We start from the raw sequence: 21,381 nt of genomic DNA on the forward strand, positions 1-21,381 counted from the left end.
TCCCCCGCCGCGCAGGGCTGCGACGCCACCCATCAAAAAATTGAGTTTGATCCGGACGCAAAACAACTGTACAAAAACACAGTACTTATTGATTTGCCACTCTCGAGCCCGGAGAAAAACCATGGCCTCTCTTGCGATGAAAATCACCCTGGAACGTATCGCTCTGTTCCAGTTCACCCCCAAACACAGCGCACAGGCCCGTGCGCTGCTGGGTTGGTCTCTGGAGGTTTTGTCCCGGGAGGCCGGGGTCAGCGTTGAAGCGATACAACGGTTCGAGGCCGGCGCTGAAGTGCTCGACGTCACCCGTCTGGCCCTCGCCTATCGACTGGAAGCAGAGGGCCTGGTGTTCTTCCCGGGCTTTGCGCCGGGCAGAGCCATGAGTGTCCGGGGATCGACCCCCGACCCGGTGGGACGAGCGGATTACGCGATGATTGAGTGATCGCGTTTCATAGCTTGACGATTATCCCTAAATAGGTATATTTCACATGAGTACAGGGAAGCCACTCTTGTGGGTCGGTAGCAGTAAAAAAGACCTGAAACAGATGCCTGAAGGCATACAGGACGTTTTTGGGTTCGCCCTCCACTTGGCACAGGATGGTGCAAAGCATCCTCAAGCGAAACCATTGAAAGGTTTTGGTGGCGCGGGTGTACTTGAGGTCGTTGAAGACTTCAATACCAATACGTATCGAGCCGTTTATACCGTTCGTTTTAAGACTGCGATTTACGTTCTCCACTGCTTTCAGAAGAAATCGACCAAGGGTATCGAAACCGCCCAGTGCGATATCGAACTGATCAAAACAAGGCTGCTAGCGGCCCAGAATCACGCAAAGGGATCAGGACATGATTGATATCGAAGAAAGCACAGGCAACGTTTACGAAGACCTGGGTGGGGCCGATGCCAACGAAATGCGGGTTAAAGCGCAACTCGCCACCAAGATCGGTGAAATCATCAAAGCTCGTCACCTGACCCAGGTTCAGGCTGCCGATATCCTGGGATTATCACAGCCCAAGCTTTCCGAAATGCTCCGTGGAAAATTTCGAGGCGTCAGTGAGGCCAAGATGATGGAATGTCTTTCCCGTCTTGGCCGCGATATACAAATCGTCGTCAAGACCGTGCCGAGATCAAGGCGCGAAGGGCGGATTGAAGTGGTCTTTGCCTGATCACTGACCATGGCGGAAGAACCAACGACTTCCGCCCGCCTCTCTAGCCGCTGACAACCACCGGCTCGACCTCCCCTTCAACCTCCAGCCACCAGGCTTCGCCCCGTTGCGGTTGACTCAGGTTGAAAGCCTCACCCATCTGCGGCGTGGCAATGGATACATTGCGCTCCCAGGCCAGGGCCAGGATGCGATCGAAGGGTTCGTGCCAGGCGTGCATCGACAGGTCGAAGGTGCCGTTGTGAATGGGTAGCAGCCAGCGCCCCTTGAGATCGATGTGGGCTTGCAGGGTTTGTTCCGGCTGCATGTGAATCAGTGGCCAGTCGACGTTGTAGGCTCCGGTTTCCATCAAGGTCAGGTCGAAGGGCCCGAACTGTTCGCCGATTCGCTTGAAGCCGTCGAAGTAGCCGGTATCACCGCTGAAGAAAATGCGCCGGTCGGCGTCGATGATCACCCAGGAAGCCCAGAGCGTGCTGTTGCCATCGAACAGTCCGCGACCGGAGAAGTGCTGCGAAGGGGTGGCAATGAAATGAATCCCGTCGACCTGGGTGCCCTCCCACCAATCCAGTTGGCGCACTTTGTTGCCATCAACGCCCCACTTGATCAAGGTATCGCCGACACCCAACGGGGTGAGGAAGTACCGGGTTTTGTCGGCGATCTTCAAGATGGACTGATGGTCCAGGTGATCGTAGTGGTCATGGGACAGGATCACCGCTTCGATTTCCGGCAGTTCATCGAGGCTGATCGGTGGCTGGTGGAACCGTTTGGGGCCGGCCCATTGCACCGGGGAGGCACGCTCGGCAAACACCGGATCGGTCAGCCAGAATTTGTCGCGCAGTTTTAGCAGGACGGTGGAATGCCCTAGGCGAAACACGCTGTGATTGGGAGCGTCCAGCAGCTGTTGACGGGTCAACCCCTGAACCGGCACGGCACCCGTTGGCCGTGTATTGGCAGGTTTGTGGAACAGCATGTTCCAGAAAACCCGCAAGCTCTTGCGCAAGCCCAGTTGACGGACGACCGCATGGTTGAGATAGCGCCCCTGTTCCTGTAGGGAGCTTTTCAGTTCCTTGGCGGTATCTGCCTGGTAAGAGAACGTGGCCATGTTGGTGGGACTCCAGAAAAACCATTGAGGCTGAGGATTTTCTTTTCGGACGATAAATGGCCAATGCACGCACGCGTCAGCCGCAAACTCTAATTTTTTTTGCCGCACAATTACACTGTACGGTGTAGTTTCAAGATTGCATCAAAGCCGGGACTAAGTAAACTGTGGAGTGTAATTACCCATTTACCTTGCCGAAGCGGATTTATGACAGCTCTACAGCGCCTGACCGACCGTAAACGCGAAGCCATCGTTCAGGCGGCGATTGCCGAATTCCGCACCCACGGTTTCGACATCACCAGCATGGACAAGATCGCTGCGACGGCAGGCGTGTCCAAGCGCACCGTGTACAACCACTTCCCCAGTAAAGAAGAGCTGTTCGCGGAAATTCTGCAACGATTGTGGACCAACGTCACCGCGCAGGAAGACACCGTCTACAACCCTGACCTGCCGATTCGCGAGCAGCTCAGCCAGTTGCTTCACTGTAAATTGACACTGCTGGCAGACAACAGTTTCCTGGATCTGGCACGCGTGGCCATTGCCGCCACCATCCATTCTCCGGAGCGGGTCCGGGACATGGTCCTGCGCATGGGCGAACGTGAAGAAGTACTCAGCGCCTGGATTCGCGCCGCTCAAGCTGACGGCAAGCTCAAGCCCGTGGATCCCGGCTTCGCCGCCCAGCAAATGCACGGGATGCTCAAGGCCTTCGCCTTTTGGCCGCAGATTTCCATGAACGAACCGGCGTTGTCTCCCAAGATGCAGACACAAGTCATAGAGTCGGCGCTGGACATGTTCCTGGCCTGCTACCAGCGCTGAACTCTGGACTATCCTGACAACTGATGCCCCCTCCACCAGCGACTGGCTGGCGAGGGAGTTGATGAACGCGCGTGCAATAAATGACACTATTGATGAGTGGCATCCGCTGGATGAACGCCCTGAATAAAACACAACAAAGTATTTCAGCGCGAACCGGGCACAGGGACTTATGGAAAACCAACGCGGCAAAGGGCTGTCGTTTGCCAAGCGCATCTACAAACCCCGCATCATCGGCCTGAGCATTGGCGCCCTCAGCGTAGCAGCGGCACTCTATCCGCTACCGGTTCCCGCCTGGGTCTGGGCCGCGCTGCTGTTCAACGCCGTGGTCTGGCCACACCTTGCATATCTGCTGTCGACACGCTCGCCGTTTCCGTACAAGGCCGAACACCACAATCTGCTGTTCGATTCGCTGCTGGGCGGCTTCTGGGCCGCCAGCATGCAGTTCAACCCGCTGAGCACCGTGACCATCCTTTCAATGATGACGATGAACAACGTGGCAGCCGGTGGCGTGCGCCTGCTCGTGCAGGGCAGCCTGGCGCAACTGACAGGTGTAGCGGTTTCATGGTTGCTGCTCGGTGCGGCCTTCTCGCCGACGGTCAGTCAGCTTCAGGTCTACGCTTGCCTGCCGATGCTGACGCTCTACCCCTTGGCGGTTGGCATGGTCTGTTATCAATTGGCGATCAAACTGTCCGAGCACAAACGCACCCTCAGTGCCTTGAGCCGTACCGACAGCCTGACCGGGTTGCTCAATCACGGTGCCTGGAAAGACCTGCTGCAGATCACGTTCCAGCAGTGCCAGCAGCAACAGACCCAGGCCACCGTTGGCTTGATCGACATCGATCATTTCAAACTCATCAATGACAACTACGGGCATATCGTTGGCGATACCGTGCTACGTCAACTCAGCCTCGAGCTAAAACGCAACCTGCGGGAAAACGATCTGGCGGGACGTTATGGAGGGGATGAGTTCTGCGTGATTCTGCCCGATCTGCCGCTGGAACATGCCACCGCAGTCATGGAGCGCCTGCGTGAAGTGTTCGGCAATTATCGCCATCCGCAAATACCCGGACTCAGGGTCAGCCTGAGTATCGGCCTGGCCACCTGCCAGCCACACTTCGCCGACGCCGCCAGCTGGCTGGATGCCGCAGACAAGGCGCTGTACAGCGCCAAGAGTAATGGCCGCGACAGAATCAGCAGCGCCGGCCGGTTCACGCCCTCAATCGCGTGAAGGGCGTCAGTGCGGCAGGCGAATGGCCCGCGCCAATTGATCAAACAAGGTCACCACCGAACGCAATGCGCGACAGTCCGGCCGGGTCAGTAACCACAGGCTGGTGTCGTAGCCTTGCAGGGGGTCGCTCAAGGGTTGCACGCCTTGCGCGGGATCGATCAGAAAGTCCGGCAGCGCTGCCACACCCAGCCCGGCGCGCACCAACTCGGTCACGGCGAGCATGCTGTTGCAGCGATAACCCGGGATCACGCCAGGCAGTTGCTGACGACGCCAGATGACCGTCGGATGGTCGGGCAGAAAGTCATCCGGCGCGATCCAGCTCAGGCGTGACCAATCACCCTGATCCACCGCCTGCAAATAGGCGGTACTGGCGCACACCCTGTATGACACCGCCCCCAATCGCCGCCCTACCAGATGCTCCGGGGGAGAACGGGTCAGGCGCAAGGCGATATCGGCATCACGGCGGCTGAGGTTGGCGAAATCGTTGGAGGTACTCAGCTCCAGGGTCAACGCCGGGTATGACGGCATGAACTGCGCCAGGGCGGGCAGCAGCAAAGCATGCAGCACTGAGTCGGTGCAGGTCAGGCGCACGGTGCCACTGATGACCTCACCGCCCTGCTCCACCCCAATACGCGCCGCTTCCAACGCCTGCTCGGCACGCTCGGCTTGTTCAGCGAGGGTACGAGCCAAGGTGGTCGGCAAGTAGCCGGCGCGGCTCTTGTCGAACAGCACCTGGCCCAACGCGGCTTCCAGGCGCCGCACCGCACGAAACACCGTGGACACATCGACCTTCAACAGGGCCGCCGCCCGGGCCAGAGAGCCGCCGCGCACCAAGGCAAGAATCAGGGCCAGGTCAGGGTAGTCCAGTCGATAGTGCAGTGATGCATTGATCACTTGGGTAAACGCCAATATTGATTGCGTGAACGCCAATTTATAGTGGCCTCCGGGAATCAACAAGCCTCGGGAGCCTCCATGCAAACGACCCCTCACCTGCGCATCGCGCTGATCGGTGACTACGACCCACAGGTCACCGCCCACCAGGCCATTCCTGTGGCGTTGAACCGGGCCGCGCAACATGCCGACCTTGATGTTCGGTTTCACTGGCTGGCCACCGAGCATATCGACGCCGGTACCCGTTTCACTGACTTCGATGGTTTCTGGTGCGTGCCCGCCAGCCCTTATCGCCACACCGACGGCGCGCTGCGGGCGATTCGATATGCCCGTGAACAACGCCGGCCGTTCCTCGGCACATGCGGTGGTTTTCAGCATGCGGTGCTTGAGTACGCCCGTAACGTGCTGGGCTGGGCCGATGCCGAGCATGCTGAAACCTCGCCGGACGCCGCTCGCGCCGTGCTCTCGCCACTGGCCTGTTCACTGGTCGAGGCCGTCGACCGCATTCACTTGATCGAGGGCTCGCTGATCGCCCGTGCCTACGCCAGCCGCGACATCCAGGAAGGTTACCGGTGCCGCTACGGGGTCAATCCCGAGTTCGAGCGCGCGCTGCTCAATCAGGACCTGCATGCCACCGGCCACGACGCGGCGGGAGAGGTGCGAACCGTGGAGTTGCACGATCATCCGTTTTTCGTCGCGACCTTGTTTCAACCCGAACGCGCAGCGCTCGCCGGCAAACACGTGCCCTTGGTCGACGCCTTTGTCCAGGCCTGCGCGAGGCACCGCTGATGATCGCCAACACACCCGCGGCGCCTTACTACGCGGTCATCTTCACTTCGCTGCGCACCGCCGGGGATCAAGGCTATGGCCAGGCCGCGCAACGCATGCTCGACCTGGCCCGCGATCAACCGGGGTTTCTCGGCGTGGAATCGGCGCGGGGCGATGACGGGTTGGGGATCACCGTGTCCTACTGGGCCAGCGAGGCGGCAATCCTCGCCTGGAAGCATCACGCCGAACACAGCGCCATCCGCGAGCAAGGACGCTCGATCTGGTACGAAGCGTTTCACACCCGGGTGTGCAAGGTTGAGCGCGCGTACGGCTTCGAGCGGTAAGTTGCAGCACGCCTCAGGCGCCTTGAAACCCTCAGCCCTGCACCAGACTCCTCACCGCCGAGATTTCCGGCAGATCCTCACGACGCATGTACACCCGCAACGGTTCGGTGATGTTGATCCGGTCATCGATATTCTGCTCCAGCAGCAAGCGGATCAACTCACGCTTGAGGGTCATGATCTGGCCGTCTTCGCACGCCCAGACGAACTCGCTGGCCGGGATGATTGCATCGTCGGCGACATCCATGCCGAACGAGTCTTCGCTGAAGCGGACGATGTAGTGAGCCGTCTTGCGATTGAAACCGACGAAACCGTTGAGTTGGTCGGCGGCCTGGCAGATGAGCTCGGACGTGATGCGCATGGTAAACCTCACAGGTGCGTCCCGAAGGACAGCTGAACGATGGTTTACACGCAGGGCGGGCTGAAGACTGTTGCGGGTTTCCCTCTGACGGGGAAATGGCTGAAGCGGATCGTACTGCAAAGGACCGCACAAATGCGCGGGAAAAATCGCCCTCATGGATGTTTATGTCGGTCTGGCGATAGCACATCCTGCGCTCAATTGTTAAAAGGTACTCTTTTGCAATTGCATCTTACGAAAGGACCTCGACCATGCCTGTTACCTTCACTCAAAGCGCCCTGCTGCTGAGCCTGATGCTCGGCCTCGGCCAGGCACAGGCTACCGGCCAACAGAGCCCGACCGCACTGGCCACGGCCAACGGAATCCCGCATCCGGCCGTGATCGCCCACCGTGGTGCGTCCTTCGATGCACCGGAATCCACCGCCGCCGCCTACAAGCTGGCACGCGACTTGGGGGCCGACTACCTGGAACTTGACCTGCAACGCAGCAAGGACGGCGTGCTGTTTGCCCTGCACGACGACAACCTGCAACGCACCACCGACGTCGCCATCAAGTTTCCAGAGCGCAAGGACAGCCCGGCCAACGCGTTCACCCTCGCCGAACTCAAGACCCTGGACGCCGGCAGCTGGTTCAACACCGCCTACCCGGATCGTGCACGCGCCCACTACGCGGGCCTGAAAATCCTGACCCTGGACGAAGTCATCGACATTGCCCAGGGCAACCCGTTGCACAAACCCGGCCTGTACATCGAGACCAAAGAGCCGAAGCAGTTTCCGGGGATCGAGCGCGACCTCAAGGACAAGCTGCAAGACCGTGGCTGGCTGAGCCCGATTGGCTCCAAGCTGGCCAAAAGTGAACTGAGCGTTGGCCAGGGCAAAGGCAAAGTCGTCCTGCAGACCTTCGACAAGGGCAGCCTGGAAATGCTGCACAAAGAAATGCCGCAAGTGCCGAAGATCCTGCTGCTGTGGGTCGGCGCCGGCGGTATCGACGCCAAGTCCAACCTGAGCTTTGCCGAGTCTGGCGACAAGGACAAAGCCACCTACTACGCCAGGCAGGAACCCAAGGACAACGCCGCCTTCGAACAATGGGTCGACTACGCCAAGGCCCAGGGCGCAATCGGCACCGGCCCTTCGGCCACCCTGACCCAACTCGGCGATCAGAGTTATTCGGACCTGGTGAAGCCATGGATGAACCAGTACACCCACGACAAGGGGCTGTTGGTGCATGTCTACACCATCGACGATGACGTGGATTACAAGAAGGTGATGGACGCCGGTGTGGACGGCATCTTCACTAACCGCGCCAGCGAGCTGCTCAAGTACTACAAGCGCCCGATGACGGGCAGCGTTGCGCAGTTGCTTGAGGTCAACGGCTACTGAGTCGTCATCTGCTAGTGTGCAAGATCGTTGCCGCGTACCGCGCGGGAACGATCCGGCTGCTGGACATCCACTCGGGGGAATTAAGGATCAATTAAGTTGCGCCGGTTAACCTGCCCCCACTTAAACAGCTCACCAAGGAATGCCCCCATGAAGAAGTTGACCACCCTGTTCACTGCCGCCGCCCTGACCCTGACCGCCGGTTTCGCCATGGCCGACGTGCGCCCGGACCTGATCCCGGGTCTGCTCAAGGCTGGCACCATCATGGACATGGAAAAACTCAATCAGGCTGCATTGGCTCAGCACCCGGGCAGCACCGCGGCGAACATCGTCGACACTGAACTGGATCACACCACCGCGGGCGCCTATGTCTACGAAGTCGAAATTCGTGACGCCAAGAACGTGAAGTGGGACGTGAAACTGGACGCCAAGACGGGCGCCGTGCTGAGCAACAAACAGGACACTTGATCCGTAGACGTCAACAGCCGCACCGCCTCAGGGCCGTGCGGCTTTTTTGCGTCTGCGAAGCAAGCGCGACACCCTTAAGGTCTCGCCGTGCTACCCCTATGCACTCAGGCGCGCGGTCACTGCATTGAGCTGACCCGACAGGTCGTGCAGGTTGTTGCTCGCCGCTTCCGTACGCTGCACGTTGTCCAGGTTGGTACTGGCGATACTGGTGATCTCGGTCAGGTTGCGCGAAATGTCCTCGGCCACCGAGGTCTGTTCTTCCGCCGCGGTGGCGATCTGGCGGTTCATGTCGCGAATCGCTTCCACCGATTCGGTGATGCGCTCAAGCATGGCACCGGCCTCAGTCACCTGCTCGACACTCTCCTCGCTGCGCGACTGACCGCTTTCAATCGCCTGCGCCGCATCCACGGCACTCATTTGCACGCTCTGGATGATCTGATTGATCTCGATGATCGACGCCGCCGTGCGCTGGGCCAGGCTGCGCACTTCATCGGCCACCACCGCAAACCCGCGCCCGGCTTCCCCGGCCCGCGCCGCTTCGATGGCGGCATTGAGCGCCAGCAGATTGGTCTGCTCGGCAATACCGCGAATCACCTCCAGCACCTTGCCAATCCGGCCGCTGTCGGTTTCCAGGCGACGGATCACGGTCGCTGTATTGGCGATTTCCCCGCGCATTTGCGTGATCGCATGAATCGTATTGTGCATCACCTTTTCGCCCTGCTGGGCCGACTGGTCGGCATCGTCGGCCGCCCGCGCCGCATCGGCGGCATGACGCGCGACCTCCTGGGCCGTGGCCGACATTTCGTTCATCGCCGTCGCCACTTGATCCGTGCGGCTGAACTGTTCGCTGGTGCCGTGGGACATCAAGGTGGCAATGGAATTGAGCTCGCCACTGGCGCTGTCCAGATCCGAGGCGCTGCGTTGCAGGCGGCCGAAGGTTTCGGCCAAAAAATCGCGCAAGGTATTGGCCGCCACCGCCAACCGGCCCAACTCGTCCTGACGATCGCTGGCCACGCGCTCGGCGAAGCGTCCCTGGCTCAATTCGGCAACGTAGCCGATCAGCCGGCGAATCGGCTCCACCAGTTGACGGTTGACCAGCCACGAGCTCAGCAGGCCAATCAACAGCCCCGAGAGCAGCATCACCACAATACCCGCCAGCACGGTGCGATCGGCGCTGGCACTGATCAGCCTAGACTGCTCGTCACCCTGCTTGCGCAACGCATTGACCAACTCGCTCATCTGCTCGCTGGTCGCGCGGTCCACGCCTTTGACCGCATTGTCACCCACAGCCGGATCGCCCCCGGCGGCCAGGTACGCGTCACGCCCTTTTTGATAGGCCATGCCCAGCATCCGATGCTCTTCACGCAAGCGTTCGATTCGGGCCTTGAGCGACGTGTCGATTGCCGGTTGACGGGTCAACTCGCCGAGGATGTTCTGCACATCGCCCTGACGGTCCTCGAATTGCTTCCAGTACTTGTTCAGGTCGGCCGGCTGCTTGCCGCGCAGCAGGACGTTTTTCCACTCCTGTACCTGCGCCTTGAACTGCAGGTTGGCCTCATCGATCAGTTGCGAGGTGTGCAACGGGCCTTCGATCAGGTTGCGATAATTCTGCACCCCATTGGAGAGGAAGTGAAAGCTGGCCAGCGCGATCAGCAACATCGCAAACAGGCTGCCACTCAGCAGTGCAAGGATTTGAGCTCTCAGGGACTTGTGCAAAAACATCGAGGGATATCTCACGACAGGAATAAGGCGGGCACCGGGGTGCGCAAACCAGCCTAGGCATCATCGGCGCCGCCGTGGATTTCTTGAGCGGCTCCGACCAGTGGCACAGAGCCGTTTGCGGGCAACCGCTACCTTCTCCGCCCCTGTCGAGACCAAGCGGGTCAACGGATCTGCAAACATCCAAAACACTGACCCACCGCAGCGTTTGCGCAATGTTTAGCACCGATCATGACGAACACCCCTCCTCTCCACAGGATTGTCCGGCAATGGCTACTCCCCTCTCGACTGCCGCCCCCCCCACCTCTACACGCGGCGTCAGCCCCAACGTCGACAAAAAACCCAGCGTACTGACCGTCGTGGTGTTCTTTTCCGTACTGGCCATGGGGCTGTTGTTCACGGCCTACAGCCTGATGCATGACATCAATCGTGTCGGCACCACGATGACCACCTGGACCCCGTTCTTGCTGCTGGGCGTGGCGCTGCTGATTGCCCTGGGCTTTGAGTTCGTCAACGGTTTCCATGACACCGCCAACGCCGTGGCAACAGTGATCTACACCCACTCGCTGCCGCCACAATTCGCAGTGGTCTGGTCGGGCTTCTTCAACTTCCTCGGGGTGCTGCTGTCCAGCGGCGCCGTGGCCTTCGGCATCATCGCCCTGCTACCGGTGGAGCTGATTCTGCAAGCCGGCTCCTCGGCCGGGTTCGCGATGATCTTCGCCCTGCTGATTGCGGCGATTCTGTGGAACCTCGGCACCTGGTGGCTGGGCCTGCCGGCATCCTCCTCGCACACCCTGATCGGCTCGATCATCGGCGTCGGCGTTGCCAATGCCCTGATGCACGGGCGCGATGGCACCAGTGGCGTCGATTGGGCCCAGGCCACCAAAATCGGCTATGCGTTGCTGCTGTCACCGCTGGTCGGCTTCGGGTTCGCCGCGCTGTTGCTCCTGGCCCTGCGCGCCTTCGTCAAGAACCGCGCCCTGTACCAGGCTCCGACCGGCAACACCCCGCCGCCATGGTGGATCCGCGGGATGCTGATCCTGACCTGCACCGGCGTGTCCTTCGCCCACGGCTCCAACGACGGCCAGAAAGGCATGGGCCTGATCATGCTGATTCTGGTCGGCACCCTGCCGATGGCCTATGCACTGAACCGCACCATGCCCGCCGATCAAGCGTTGCAGTTCGCCGCCGTGGCCGAGGTGACCCAGCAGGCGCTGGTCAAGGGTGCGCCACGACTCGCCCTCGCCGATCCTCGTTCGACACTCACCGATTACGTGCGCAGCAAGCAGGCCACGCCCGAACTGGTCCCGGCCCTTGCCGCGCTGGCCGGTCACATCGGCAACGAAGTGAAGGGCTACGGCTCGCTGGCCAAGGTGCCGGCCGAAGCCATGGGCAACGTGCGCAATGACATGTACCTGGCCAGCGAAACCATTCGCCTGATGGACAAGAACAACGTCGGCCATTTCGATGCCGACACTACCGGCAAGCTGCAACTGTTCAAGCAACAGATCGACAGCGCCACGCGCTTCATTCCGTTGTGGGTGAAAATCGCCGTGGCGATTGCACTGGGACTGGGCACCATGGTCGGCTGGAAACGCATCGTGGTGACCGTCGGCGAGAAGATCGGCAAGACGCACCTGACCTATGCCCAGGGCGCCTCCGCCGAAACCGTGGCCATGCTGACCATCGGCGCTGCCGATATGTTCGGCCTGCCGGTCTCGACCACCCATGTGCTGTCGTCGGGGGTGGCCGGGACCATGGTGGCCAATGGGGGTGGGCTACAGATGAAGACCATCCGCAACCTGTTGATGGCCTGGGTACTGACCCTGCCCGCGGCGATTGTGTTATCGGGCAGTCTGTACTGGTTGTTCACCCGGTTGTTCTGAGCAACCACCGGCTGCAGCCGACCGAGCCGATGGGAACACCCATCGGCTCGGCCGGCAATTGGTCAACCGCAACTGTTCTTTCACCGGGTGGCAACTACGCCCTGGCCAATACCATCCGCTCACGCAGCACGTCGTAGGCCCAGTGGTAGATGTAGGTGTACGGCAGGAAGAACAGCAGTACCCCGATGTCCAGAATCAGCGCCTCCATCAGGCTGACCTTCAGCCACCAGGCAATCAGCGGGATACTGATCGCCACCAGGCCACCTTCAAACATCAGTGCGTGCAAGACCCGGGTCCCGGCACTGGGGACCAGCGCCAGACGCTTGAGCAGCCGATCGAACAGGCCGTTGAACACCACGTTCCAGCCCAGGGCGATCAGGCCAATGCCAAGCGTGACCACGCCCATGTCGACCATCGGTTTGTCCATCAGCCAAGCCAGCAGCGGAGTACACAGCATGATCGCGAGCACTTCGAATCCAATGGCTTGAAAAACACGTTCAGTGAAGGATTTATGGGTGCTCATCATCAAGCTCCTTGGTAAGTGTGGTTGCCATGATCCCTCACCAAGACGATACTTCATAATCAATAACCATCGATCAAGGCGATAGTTCATGCCCTCCCATGAAGTGCTGCTGGCGTTCGTACAAGCGGCGACCCAAGGCTCGTTTTCCGCCGCGGCGCGCAAACTGGGCAAGAGCCAGTCCACCATCAGTGCCGCCGTCGCCAGCCTGGAAATCGACCTGAACGTGACACTGTTCGACCGCAGCAGCCGCAAACCCGGCCTGACGTCGGCCGGGCATGTCATGTTGCAACGAGCCGAAGAGATCCTGGCAGCCACCAGCCGCCTGAAAATGACCGCCGCCCAACTGTCACAGGGTGTAGAGGCCAAGCTGACGGTGGCGCTTTCCGATACCTATCATTCCGACCGGTTCGATGCGGCACTGAGCAGCTTCGAACAGCGCTACCCGGACCTTGAGCTCGAATGCCTGATTGCCGAGTGCGATGACTTGGTCGCCCTGGTGCAAAGTGGCCGCGCGCATATCGCCCTGGCCGAGATGAAGGACAGCTACCCCGCCGACCTGGACTGCGCGACCCTCGACGAACGCACGGAGATCGCCTTGTTCATATCGCCACGGCACCCGCTGGCGGCGCTGCACACGGTCGACAAACAAACCCTGGCGCAGCATCGCGAGCTGCGCCTGGCGACCATCATCAACCCCTACGAAACCCGCGCCAAGGGACGGGTGTGGTCAACCCCCAGCTATCTGATGCTGCTGGAAATGGCCCAGGGGGGTTACGGTTGGGCGCCCTTGCCGCGCTGGGTGGTTGCACGCTTTGGCGCCGGGACAGTGCAGGAACTCAAGGTGCGCGGCTGGCCAAAATCCGTATCGGTTCACGCGCTCTGGTCACGGCTACACCCGCCAGGGCCGGCGGGGAGCTGGTTGCTGGCCAGGATATTGGAGTGAGGCTTTCAAGCTTCCCCGACAGAGGGCGGCCGGTTGGTCTGGCAGTACTCGTGCAGGACGCGCACCGTGGGCAATTCAAGTGCCTGGGCGGCGTAGCACAGCCCAACCCGGCGCGTCGGCGCAGGCCCGTGCAAGGCCCGGGAGACGACCCGCGGATGCCCATCCACCAACGACTGCGGCAACATGGCCACGCCAACGCCTGCAGCCACCATGCGCAGCGCCTGCATCAGTGACCCCGCATGCCCGGCCACCGCTTCCGGCGAGCGCCCGTAGAGCGCCATCAAGCGCTGATGGGAAACGTGTTGCGGGCAGGTGATCCAGTCCTCGATGGGGGTGTAATTTTCTCCTGAGTCGATCCGGGCCATGGGATGCCCAAGAGGCAATGCCATGACGTAGGGTTCTTCCCAGAGCGGCAGAAACAACTCGTCCTCGCAGCACAGCTCTTCCACTGCCAGTCGCGCATCGCCCTGACAACCTTCCTGCAAGGTCAGCAACAGGTTGGGCAATGCCTGATGGATCATGCGGACAACCCCCTCGACCTGGCTGTCGGCAATATCACCCTCCACGCCCAGTTCCAACGATGCACGGTCTTCACCACCACGAAACAAGCGCCGCAGAGCGTCGGCCTCAAGCACCATCCGACGTGCCTGCGGATAGAGCACTCGCGCCTGGTCCGTGACTTCCACACCGCGCGGCTGACGAGTAAACAGCGCCGCCCCCAGGTCTTCTTCAAGCTGCTTGATGGTGACCGACAGGGTTGGCTGGCTGATGAACAGCCGCTGCGCCGCGCTGGTGATGTTGCGCTCCTCGAAGACCGCGAGAAACGCCTTGAGGTGACGAATATCCATAGGCTATCCCGATGGCAGACAGAGAAATAAGGCATTTTTCAGCCGAGATACTCGTAAATATACTGAGATCCAAGATCAGCTATCCATTTTTATTATTTCAGGAGCCATTCCATGAGCAAGCCATTGATCATCATCACCGGTGCCAGTTCTGGCATTGGCGAGGCCTGTGCCCGTCTGTTTTCGGCAGCCGGCCACCCTTTGCTGCTACTGGCCCGACGCATTGAGCGCCTGGAAGCCCTGGCCCTACCCGACACGTTGAGCCGTGGCGTCGACATCACCGACCGTACGGCCCTGATTCAAGCGGTCAAAGACGCCGAAACACAGTTCGGCCCGGCCGACGCCCTGATCAATAATGCCGGCGTCATGCTGCTGGGGGACATCACGACCCAGGACCCGGCACAGTGGGAGCAGATGCTCGACGTCAATGTAAAAGGCCTGCTCAACGGCGTTCATGCCGTGGTGGCCGGCATGACCGAGCGCAAGCATGGCACGATCATCAATGTCAGCTCCGTGGCCGGGCGCAAGACCTTCCCCAACCACGTGGCCTACGTGGGCACCAAGTTCGCGGTACACGGTCTCTCCGAAAACCTGCGCGAAGAACTTTCGCCACATAACGTGCGGGTCATCACCATCGCACCGGGAGCCGTGGAAACCGAGTTGCTGAGCCACACCACGGATGAAGCGATCAAGAGCGGCTACCACGCCTGGAAGCAGGATATGGGCGGCACCGTGCTGAGCGCGCAAGACGTCGCATCGGCGATTCAATACGCCTATGCGCAACCGCAGAACGTGTGCATCCGCGAAATCGTGTTGGCCGCGACACGCCAACAAGCCTGAGTCGCGGCGAGGGCGTGCGCGCCCTCGCCACTAACTCAACTCCGCCAATCGCCGCTCGATAAACCGTCGTTCCGGCGCTTGCCGAGTCAGCTCCAGCGCACGCCGATAGGCCGCCTTGGCTTCCTCCACACGGCCCAATTGCCGACAGAATTCGGCTCGCGCCGAATGGGCCAAGTGATAGTCGAGCAGTTCTCCCCGGTTCAATATCCCCTCGACCAGGTTCAGCGCCGCCAACGGCCCGTCGCGCCGGGACAGTGCCGCCGCGCGATTGAGCTCGATCACCGGCGAAGGCATGGCCTGCAACAAGACGTCGTACAGGCCGACAATCTGTGGCCAGTCGGTGTCCTCGGCCACCTTCGCTTCGGCATGCACGGCCGAGATTGCCGCTTGCAGGCAGTAAGGCCCGAACCCCCGGGTACCCAGCGCCCGCTCGACCAGGGCACTGCCTTCGGCAATCATGTCGGCATCCCACAGCGAACGATCCTGCTCATCGAGCACAATCAACTCACCCGCAGCCGAGGTCCTGGCCGGACGTCGCGACTCATTGAGCAGCATCAGTGCCAGCAACCCCATCACCTCGGGCTCCGGTAATAGCTCCATCAGCAAACGGCCAAGACGAATCGCCTCGCGGGTCAGGTCTTCACGGGTCAACTCACTGCCTACCGACGCCGAATAGCCTTCGTTGAACACCAGGTAGATCACCCGCAGCACACTGTCGAGGCGCTCGGGCAACTCGGCTATCGACGGCACTTGATACGGGATGGCGGCGTCGCGAATCTTTGCCTTGGCGCGCACGATTCGCTGGGCAATGGTCGCCGGTGTGGCGAGAAACGCCCGGGCGATTTCTTCAGTGGTCAGGTCGCAGACTTCACGCAAGGTCAACGGTACTTGCGCATCGGCTGCCAGGGCCGGGTGACAACAGGTGAAGATCAGCCGCAGGCGATCATCTTCCACGTCTTCGACACTCCACTCGGCCTCTTCCAGCGCTTCGAGTTGCGCCACCAACAACGCCTGCGAGGCGACAAATCGTGCCCGGCGGCGCAAACCGTCAATCGCCTTGAAGCGCCCGGTCGACACCAGCCAAGCGCGAGGATTGTCGGGCACGCCATCGCGCTGCCAGCGCTCGACCGCGACAAAGAAGGCTTCATGCAGCGCCTCTTCGGCCAGGTCGAAATCCCCCAGCAAGCGAATCAGGGTGGCGAGGATGCGCCGCGAGTCGTTGCGATACACCGTCTCGACCAGCGCCTTGACCGTCTCGCCCGGCATCAGTCCGGCATGCCCGTGGTGACCAGAGTGACCAGCCGGTCCAGGCTCTGCCCCCAACCGTCATGAAACCCCATGGCCTCATGCGCCTTGCGATCCTCTGCACTCCAGTGCATGGCACGGGCGGTGTACAAGGTCTTGCCATCGACGTCGTCGAAGGTCACTTCAGCGGTCATGAAGGGTTTACCCGAGGGCGTCCAGCCTGGGGTGAACGCATCGGTGAAGACCAGCCGCCGGGGCGCATGAATCTCCAGGAACACCCCGCTGGTTGGGTACTCGCTGCCGTCCGGCGCGCGCATCAGTGTGCGGAATTGACCGCCGACCCACAGGTCCATTTCGCACTCCGGCGTGGTCATGCCGTGCGGCCCCCACCACTGGGTGAGCCATTGCGGCTCGGTCCAGGCGCGGAACACCTTATTGCGCGGCGCATCAATCAAGCGGCTGATGGATAACTCGAACTCGGCCGGCTGGCGGCCAGCGTGATGAGTGGTCATGAACAACCTCCTGTTTATCGTTGTTATTTGTCGTGGTTATCAGGGATTCAACTCACGTATCGGACGCACTTCCACACTGCCGACCCGGGCCGCCGGGATCTTGCCGGCGACCTGGATGGCTTCGTTCAGGTCCTTAGCCTGAATCAGATAAAAGCCTGCCAACTGCTCCTTGGTCTCAGCGAACGGACCATCGGTAATCGACAGTTTGCCGGCGCGCATGCGCACCGTGGTCGCGGTCTGCACGGACTGCAACGCCTCGGCGGCGAGCATCCGGCCGCTGCCCTGGACAGACTCGGCATAGGCCATGCACTCGGCGTCTTCAGGGCTGTCGGGCGAGCTGTGCAGCACGCGCTCGTCGCTGTAGACCAGACATAGGTATTTCATAAGGCTCTCCAACATCAGGCTGATCAACTATGGCTGCAGATCGAGGGTTTGGCGAAAAACCCGACGATCAGGGCTGCAACTCGAACAACGCGGCGCCACTGGTCATGTCGAAGGGGGCCGACCAGTGCTCGTGAACGATTCGCCAGTGCTCACCGCCCCGTTGATAGCCGGCGGTCACACGCATCCAGCAACCTTTGGTCTCACCCTTGTCGTCGGTACCGCCGCAGTGAGCCAGCCAGTGGGCAAACGCTATGTCTTGAGCACGCAGGACGTTGACCTGATGAAACTCGAAGAGGTCCGGGCCAGGGCACATCGTCATGCACTCTTCCCAGTGCGCGCGGTAGGCCGCCTTGCCCTTGAACTGCAGCGCCTTGACGGCATCGAACGAGACAATGTTGTCGGCGTACAGCCCCATGAGCCGGTCAATGTCCTTGGCGATCACCAACTGCCGGTACGTCTCGATCAGGTTCTGGATATCGGTGTTTTCTGTGTGTGCATTCATGACGCAACTCCGAGTGTTTTGTGTGAGGACACCCTTAGTCGACTGACCAAAAAGCAAATCGACAGCCGAAATAAAAAAATCTCGAAGCGGCAAACTGGCTAGAATCCGAACCTCACATTTGCCGGAATACGGACACCGTCGGTGACCACTCAACTCGTTCCTTATGAACAGCTTTCGCCCCGCCAGCGCGAGCGCGTGCAAGACATCGAGATCCACCCGGCGCAGAAGTCATTCTCCGGGGATATTCACGGTGCCCTGCACTCGCTCAGCGCGACCGCAGGCGACGCCATCAGGGGCTTTGCCCTGATCGCGGACGAGAGGCCTGTCGCCTTCCTGCTGCTCAAGCGCCCACCGTTCCTGCCGGACTGGGCCCACGAAGACACCGCCACCCTGCACGCCCTGCAGGTGGACCACCGCTGCCAGGGCCTGGGCTACGGCACCGCCTGCCTGCAAGCCTTGCCGGAAGTCGCGCGCCAGGCCTGGCCGGACATCAAGGGCCTGGAATTGTCGGTGGATGCGCACAACGAAGCGGCGCTGGGGCTCTACCTCAAGCAAGGCTGGGTCGACAGCGGCCATGCCTATAAAGGCCGGATCGGCCATGAACGGCGCATGACCCTGGACTTCTGACTCCCCGCCCACTGTCACGGATGATACAAGCGATGCTCACGACCATCGAACAACTGGAAGCCCTCTACGGCCTGCCCCACAACCGCGCCGTCAACAAGCAGATCCCCAGCCTGAACCTCGACTATCAAGCGATGGTGCAAGCCTCGCCACTGGTGATCATCGGCTCGGTCGGGCCGCACGGCATGGACTGTTCACCCCGTGGCGATGCACCGGGATTCGTGCGGATCATTGACGAACGGACCCTGGCGATCCCCGACCGCCCGGGCAACAACCGGATCGACACGCTGCGCAATATCGTCCTCGATTCGCGGATCTCGTTGCTGTTCATCATTCCGGGTATCGGCGAGACCTTGCGGGTCAACGGCACGGCAACCATCAGCGCCGAGCCGCAACTGCTGCAAAGCTTTGCCGTGAATGGCAAACCGGCGCGAACAGTGATGGTGGTGAAGGTGGAAGCGGCGTTTTTCCACTGTTCAAAGGCGATCGTGCGTTCGGACTTATGGAACCCGCAGAAGTACCTGGACCGCTCGGCACTGCCCACCGCGGGCGCCTTTCACAAGCGCCTGAACGATGGCCGGTTCGATGCCGAACGTTATGATCAGGAGGCGCCTGCGAGGTTACGCGACAGCCTGTATTGAGCCCCCTATTGCTGGCGGGGAGGCTTACAGGTCCAGGGCCATTTCGTGCCAGGCCAAGCCGCCATGGTCTGACTCGGAGGCCTTGAGGTAGGCAAAGCCAAAACTGGCGTACCAGGCAACGTGCTGTTCCCGGCACATCAGGTTGATACGGATCTTGCCCATCTCCCGCATGCGCTCGATGAACTCGGTCATCAACTGTTTGGCCAGGCCTTGCCCCTGATAGTCCGGGTGCACCACCACGGACATGATCACCACCTGTGGGCCGTCCGGGTCGTGACCGATCATTTCCTTGAAGGCCTCATCGGCCATCTCTACCTGATACGCCGCACCCGAGTTGATAAACCCGGCCACGACACCGTCGACCTCGGCCACGATAAACCCCTCTGGCCAGGTATCGATGCGCGTGGCGATTTTCTCGCGAGTGGCCGCCTCATCGCCTTCATACGCCTCGGTTTCAATGGTGAAACAGCGATCAAGGTCATCCGGCGTGACCTGGCGTATGACAGTCGTGGAGGTGTTCATGGCGTGACCCGATCAGCGAGAAAAGAGGGGGCGAATCATAAATGAATAAGCACCGCATATCGATCATACGCGCGGCCGTAAAGCCTTCGTATAGCCTTTGCATCGCGGCTTTATATCGCCCTGGTTTCGGGCTATTGGTAATCCCTGTCTCTCACCACACACAGGGAATCTCACCATGACGAGCGTTCAGGCTGGCCTGCTGATGCTGTTCACCATCAGTGCTTTTGGCTTCATTTCCCTGATGATCGATGTGATCAGAGCGCGCCGTACCAGCAAGGGCAAACGGTAAGGGTAAAGAGGCGAGGCAGCTGACTGCGCCGCCTCTCGCGCCATTCAGTCAGCCTTGAGCGGCAACCAGATTTCCAGCACACCTTCCCCCGTCTGCGGATTGAAGTCGGCGCTGTAGCGTTCGAACTCCGGGGCGTCCGCCGCCTCACGGCCCGAGGCTGGCAGCCAGGTTTTCCAGATGTATTGAAAGGTCCGGGGCAAGTCGCCCAGCGAGCCTTTGTGCTCGAACACCGCATAGTGCTGGGGCTGCACTTCGATCCAGCGGTACAGTTCAGGCAGGTCATCGAGCTTGCTGATCTCGACACCGGCGATGTACTCAAAAGCACCTTTGCCATCTGGATTGCAGCAGATGCCGTAGGTCACATCGCCCATTTGCCCAGGCACCTTGCCGATATGGGGGATGAATTTATCCCAGAGTGCGGGAATGCCTTCGGTGGTCTCCTGGGTAAACCGTTCGCCTAGCCCGGCGATCAACAAGAAATGCCCTTTTTCGAGGCGCGGTTCGGCAACGACGCCCTTTTTTGGATCATCCATGAATCAACTCCTGCCGCTCAAAGGTGGGTTCAGCCAGAGAGTATAGAAGGCAAACCGGATTCTCCCCCCATCAGAGCCCGGGAAGTTCTGCGGCTCCCGTCGAGCCAATGAACTCCTGATAGCCAGAAACGATCACGTAGACCGCGAAATAGCAGAAGATCGCCGCAGATGCCATATAGGAATACCGCAGCAGCTTATCGCCCAATAACTTGCCTCCCTGGGTCGCCGCCAGGCACAAGGCAACGCACCAGAGTAGCCCGGCACAAAAGAACCCCGCCAGGAACAACCCGGCGCTGGCCAGGCTGCCGCCCCCGGAACGGGCGATCAGCGTACCGCCCACGGCCGCGAACCAGAGAATGGCGCTGGGTGAGGACATGGCCAGAAAGATCCCACGAAAGAACTCACGACGATGGGAACCGCTACTCACCTCGCCCGCCTCCGCCAGCACGACACTGTGATGGATCGCCGAGTAAATCATCCTGGCGGCGAAATAGAGCAACAACGCCGAGCCACCGACCCACAACACCCAGCGCACCGCCGAGTACTGCAACAGCACGGTCATGCCGGCCAGCGCCAGTACCGCGTAAACCAGGTCACCAACACAGGTCCCGAGCCCCAGTGCGAAGCCCTGAAAATACCCACGTTGCATGGCCAGGGTGATCATCGCGATGTTGGCCACGCCGATGTCCAGGCACAGTGAAAGGCTCAGCAAAAAGCCGCTGGAAAACTCCATGTTTCATCCCGTTCGAAGGTGGTTGAGTCAGTGGCGCGTAGCTATGCAAGAAGCAGGCAAGAACGTGTTTTGTCCGCAACAATCCGCTGCGAGCGGGCCAGTGTCGTCGAAAAAAGTTGATCTTCGCTACTGGACAA

General features: G+C 60.6%; 27 protein-coding genes. 14 read left to right on the forward strand and 13 right to left on the reverse strand.

Annotated elements, in window-relative coordinates; genetic code table 11:
* Positions 1-121: 121 nt before the first annotated feature.
* The 3 genes from CKW29_RS04115 to CKW29_RS04125 are packed head-to-tail and all read left to right on the forward strand — an operon-like array spanning position 122 to position 1,161.
* The gene (locus tag CKW29_RS04115; RefSeq protein WP_095145327.1) at positions 122-439 is read left to right on the forward strand and encodes a helix-turn-helix transcriptional regulator; all 318 of its coding nucleotides are present in this window, start codon (positions 122-124) and stop codon (positions 437-439) included.
* A gap of 46 nt (positions 440-485) precedes the next feature.
* Positions 486-848, forward strand: coding sequence for a type II toxin-antitoxin system RelE/ParE family toxin (locus tag CKW29_RS04120; protein ID WP_095145326.1), 363 nt, complete (start codon positions 486-488; stop codon positions 846-848).
* Entirely contained in the window at positions 841-1,161 is a 321-nt protein-coding gene (locus tag CKW29_RS04125) for a helix-turn-helix domain-containing protein (protein ID WP_095145325.1), read from the forward strand. Before CKW29_RS04120 ends, CKW29_RS04125 begins: the two co-directional genes overlap by 8 nt.
* A gap of 43 nt (positions 1,162-1,204) precedes the next feature.
* On the opposite strand, the gene CKW29_RS04130 is transcribed toward CKW29_RS04125, so the two are convergent.
* A complete protein-coding gene (locus CKW29_RS04130) occupies positions 1,205-2,260 on the reverse strand; it encodes an MBL fold metallo-hydrolase (protein WP_095145324.1) in 1,056 nt (351 codons plus the stop codon).
* A gap of 204 nt (positions 2,261-2,464) precedes the next feature.
* Between CKW29_RS04130 and CKW29_RS04135 the strand changes: the two genes are divergently transcribed.
* Positions 2,465-3,073: a TetR/AcrR family transcriptional regulator gene (locus tag CKW29_RS04135; protein WP_095145323.1), complete on the forward strand. Its 609-nt coding sequence runs from the start codon at positions 2,465-2,467 to the stop codon at positions 3,071-3,073.
* 169 nt (positions 3,074-3,242) lie between these two features.
* The gene (locus tag CKW29_RS04140) at positions 3,243-4,301 is read left to right on the forward strand and encodes a diguanylate cyclase (protein ID WP_095145322.1); all 1,059 of its coding nucleotides are present in this window, start codon (positions 3,243-3,245) and stop codon (positions 4,299-4,301) included.
* A 6-nt stretch (positions 4,302-4,307) separates the two neighbouring features.
* On the opposite strand, the gene CKW29_RS04145 is transcribed toward CKW29_RS04140, so the two are convergent.
* Positions 4,308-5,258, reverse strand: coding sequence for a LysR family transcriptional regulator (locus CKW29_RS04145; protein ID WP_095145321.1), 951 nt, complete (start codon positions 5,256-5,258; stop codon positions 4,308-4,310).
* 15 nt (positions 5,259-5,273) lie between these two features.
* Between CKW29_RS04145 and CKW29_RS04150 the strand changes: the two genes are divergently transcribed.
* The gene (locus CKW29_RS04150; protein ID WP_095145320.1) at positions 5,274-5,981 is read left to right on the forward strand and encodes a CTP synthase; all 708 of its coding nucleotides are present in this window, start codon (positions 5,274-5,276) and stop codon (positions 5,979-5,981) included.
* Entirely contained in the window at positions 5,981-6,304 is a 324-nt protein-coding gene (locus tag CKW29_RS04155) for an antibiotic biosynthesis monooxygenase (protein WP_095145319.1), read from the forward strand. Before CKW29_RS04150 ends, CKW29_RS04155 begins: the two co-directional genes overlap by 1 nt.
* Before the next feature lie 31 nt (positions 6,305-6,335).
* On the opposite strand, the gene CKW29_RS04160 is transcribed toward CKW29_RS04155, so the two are convergent.
* The gene (locus tag CKW29_RS04160; protein WP_095147977.1) at positions 6,336-6,662 is read right to left on the reverse strand and encodes a DUF2025 family protein; all 327 of its coding nucleotides are present in this window, start codon (positions 6,660-6,662) and stop codon (positions 6,336-6,338) included.
* Positions 6,663-6,910: 248 nt separating this feature from the next.
* On the opposite strand from CKW29_RS04160, the gene CKW29_RS04165 reads away from it, so the two are divergent.
* Together CKW29_RS04165 and CKW29_RS04170 are read left to right on the forward strand one after the other, a co-directional pair.
* Positions 6,911-8,038, forward strand: coding sequence for a glycerophosphodiester phosphodiesterase (locus CKW29_RS04165; protein ID WP_095145318.1), 1,128 nt, complete (start codon positions 6,911-6,913; stop codon positions 8,036-8,038).
* Positions 8,039-8,185: 147 nt separating this feature from the next.
* Complete coding sequence (locus CKW29_RS04170) at positions 8,186-8,503, forward strand: PepSY domain-containing protein (protein ID WP_095145317.1); 318 nt, start codon at positions 8,186-8,188, stop codon at positions 8,501-8,503.
* A gap of 96 nt (positions 8,504-8,599) precedes the next feature.
* Here CKW29_RS04170 and CKW29_RS04175 read toward each other — a convergent pair whose 3' ends face one another.
* Positions 8,600-10,225 carry a methyl-accepting chemotaxis protein gene (locus CKW29_RS04175; protein ID WP_095147978.1) on the reverse strand — a complete coding sequence of 542 codons (1,626 nt, stop codon included), beginning with the start codon at positions 10,223-10,225 and terminating at the stop codon, positions 8,600-8,602.
* Between the two features lie 266 nt (positions 10,226-10,491).
* On the opposite strand from CKW29_RS04175, the gene CKW29_RS04180 reads away from it, so the two are divergent.
* A complete protein-coding gene (locus CKW29_RS04180) occupies positions 10,492-12,108 on the forward strand; it encodes an inorganic phosphate transporter (protein WP_095145315.1) in 1,617 nt (538 codons plus the stop codon).
* Positions 12,109-12,202: 94 nt separating this feature from the next.
* Here the strand turns inward: CKW29_RS04180 and CKW29_RS04185 are convergent, their stop codons facing one another.
* Positions 12,203-12,631 (reverse strand): multidrug/biocide efflux PACE transporter, encoded by a 429-nt coding sequence (locus CKW29_RS04185; protein WP_095145314.1) that lies wholly within the window; start codon positions 12,629-12,631, stop codon positions 12,203-12,205.
* An 88-nt stretch (positions 12,632-12,719) separates the two neighbouring features.
* Between CKW29_RS04185 and CKW29_RS04190 the strand changes: the two genes are divergently transcribed.
* Positions 12,720-13,574, forward strand: a complete 855-nt coding sequence (locus CKW29_RS04190) for a LysR family transcriptional regulator (protein WP_095145313.1) — start codon at positions 12,720-12,722, stop codon at positions 13,572-13,574.
* A 5-nt stretch (positions 13,575-13,579) separates the two neighbouring features.
* Here CKW29_RS04190 and CKW29_RS04195 read toward each other — a convergent pair whose 3' ends face one another.
* The gene (locus CKW29_RS04195; RefSeq protein WP_095145312.1) at positions 13,580-14,422 is read right to left on the reverse strand and encodes a LysR family transcriptional regulator; all 843 of its coding nucleotides are present in this window, start codon (positions 14,420-14,422) and stop codon (positions 13,580-13,582) included.
* A 111-nt stretch (positions 14,423-14,533) separates the two neighbouring features.
* Between CKW29_RS04195 and CKW29_RS04200 the strand changes: the two genes are divergently transcribed.
* Complete coding sequence (locus CKW29_RS04200) at positions 14,534-15,259, forward strand: SDR family oxidoreductase (protein ID WP_095145311.1); 726 nt, start codon at positions 14,534-14,536, stop codon at positions 15,257-15,259.
* A gap of 30 nt (positions 15,260-15,289) precedes the next feature.
* Here CKW29_RS04200 and CKW29_RS04205 read toward each other — a convergent pair whose 3' ends face one another.
* From CKW29_RS04205 to CKW29_RS04220, 4 genes are all read right to left on the reverse strand, one after another.
* Positions 15,290-16,525 (reverse strand): RNA polymerase sigma factor, encoded by a 1,236-nt coding sequence (locus tag CKW29_RS04205; RefSeq protein WP_095145310.1) that lies wholly within the window; start codon positions 16,523-16,525, stop codon positions 15,290-15,292.
* Complete coding sequence (locus tag CKW29_RS04210) at positions 16,525-17,016, reverse strand: SRPBCC family protein (RefSeq protein WP_095145309.1); 492 nt, start codon at positions 17,014-17,016, stop codon at positions 16,525-16,527. The genes CKW29_RS04205 and CKW29_RS04210 overlap by 1 nt, the downstream gene beginning before the upstream one ends.
* Positions 17,017-17,055: 39 nt before the next feature.
* Complete coding sequence (locus CKW29_RS04215; RefSeq protein ID WP_095078482.1) at positions 17,056-17,400, reverse strand: YciI family protein; 345 nt, start codon at positions 17,398-17,400, stop codon at positions 17,056-17,058.
* A 67-nt stretch (positions 17,401-17,467) separates the two neighbouring features.
* Entirely contained in the window at positions 17,468-17,902 is a 435-nt protein-coding gene (locus tag CKW29_RS04220) for a nuclear transport factor 2 family protein (protein WP_095145308.1), read from the reverse strand.
* A 141-nt stretch (positions 17,903-18,043) separates the two neighbouring features.
* Here CKW29_RS04220 and CKW29_RS04225 point away from each other — a divergent pair, with 141 nt between their 5' ends.
* A complete protein-coding gene (locus CKW29_RS04225; protein WP_095145307.1) occupies positions 18,044-18,529 on the forward strand; it encodes an N-acetyltransferase in 486 nt (161 codons plus the stop codon).
* Positions 18,530-18,561: 32 nt separating this feature from the next.
* A complete protein-coding gene (locus tag CKW29_RS04230) occupies positions 18,562-19,167 on the forward strand; it encodes a pyridoxamine 5'-phosphate oxidase family protein (RefSeq protein ID WP_095147979.1) in 606 nt (201 codons plus the stop codon).
* Positions 19,168-19,191: 24 nt separating this feature from the next.
* Here the strand turns inward: CKW29_RS04230 and CKW29_RS04235 are convergent, their stop codons facing one another.
* The 3 genes from CKW29_RS04235 to CKW29_RS04245 all read right to left on the reverse strand — a co-directional run bounded on the left by CKW29_RS04235 (position 19,192) and on the right by CKW29_RS04245 (position 21,244).
* On the reverse strand, positions 19,192-19,689 hold the full coding sequence (locus CKW29_RS04235) for a GNAT family N-acetyltransferase (RefSeq protein ID WP_095145305.1): 498 nt from the start codon (positions 19,687-19,689) through the stop codon (positions 19,192-19,194).
* Positions 19,690-20,022: 333 nt separating this feature from the next.
* Positions 20,023-20,511 carry a GyrI-like domain-containing protein gene (locus CKW29_RS04240; protein WP_095145304.1) on the reverse strand — a complete coding sequence of 163 codons (489 nt, stop codon included), beginning with the start codon at positions 20,509-20,511 and terminating at the stop codon, positions 20,023-20,025.
* A gap of 70 nt (positions 20,512-20,581) precedes the next feature.
* Positions 20,582-21,244 carry a LysE family translocator gene (locus CKW29_RS04245; protein WP_095145303.1) on the reverse strand — a complete coding sequence of 221 codons (663 nt, stop codon included), beginning with the start codon at positions 21,242-21,244 and terminating at the stop codon, positions 20,582-20,584.
* Positions 21,245-21,381 lie beyond the last annotated feature (137 nt).

This window comes from Pseudomonas sp. Irchel s3a18, assembly GCF_900187535.1.
In the GTDB taxonomy this organism is placed as follows: Bacteria; Pseudomonadota; Gammaproteobacteria; order Pseudomonadales; family Pseudomonadaceae; genus Aquipseudomonas.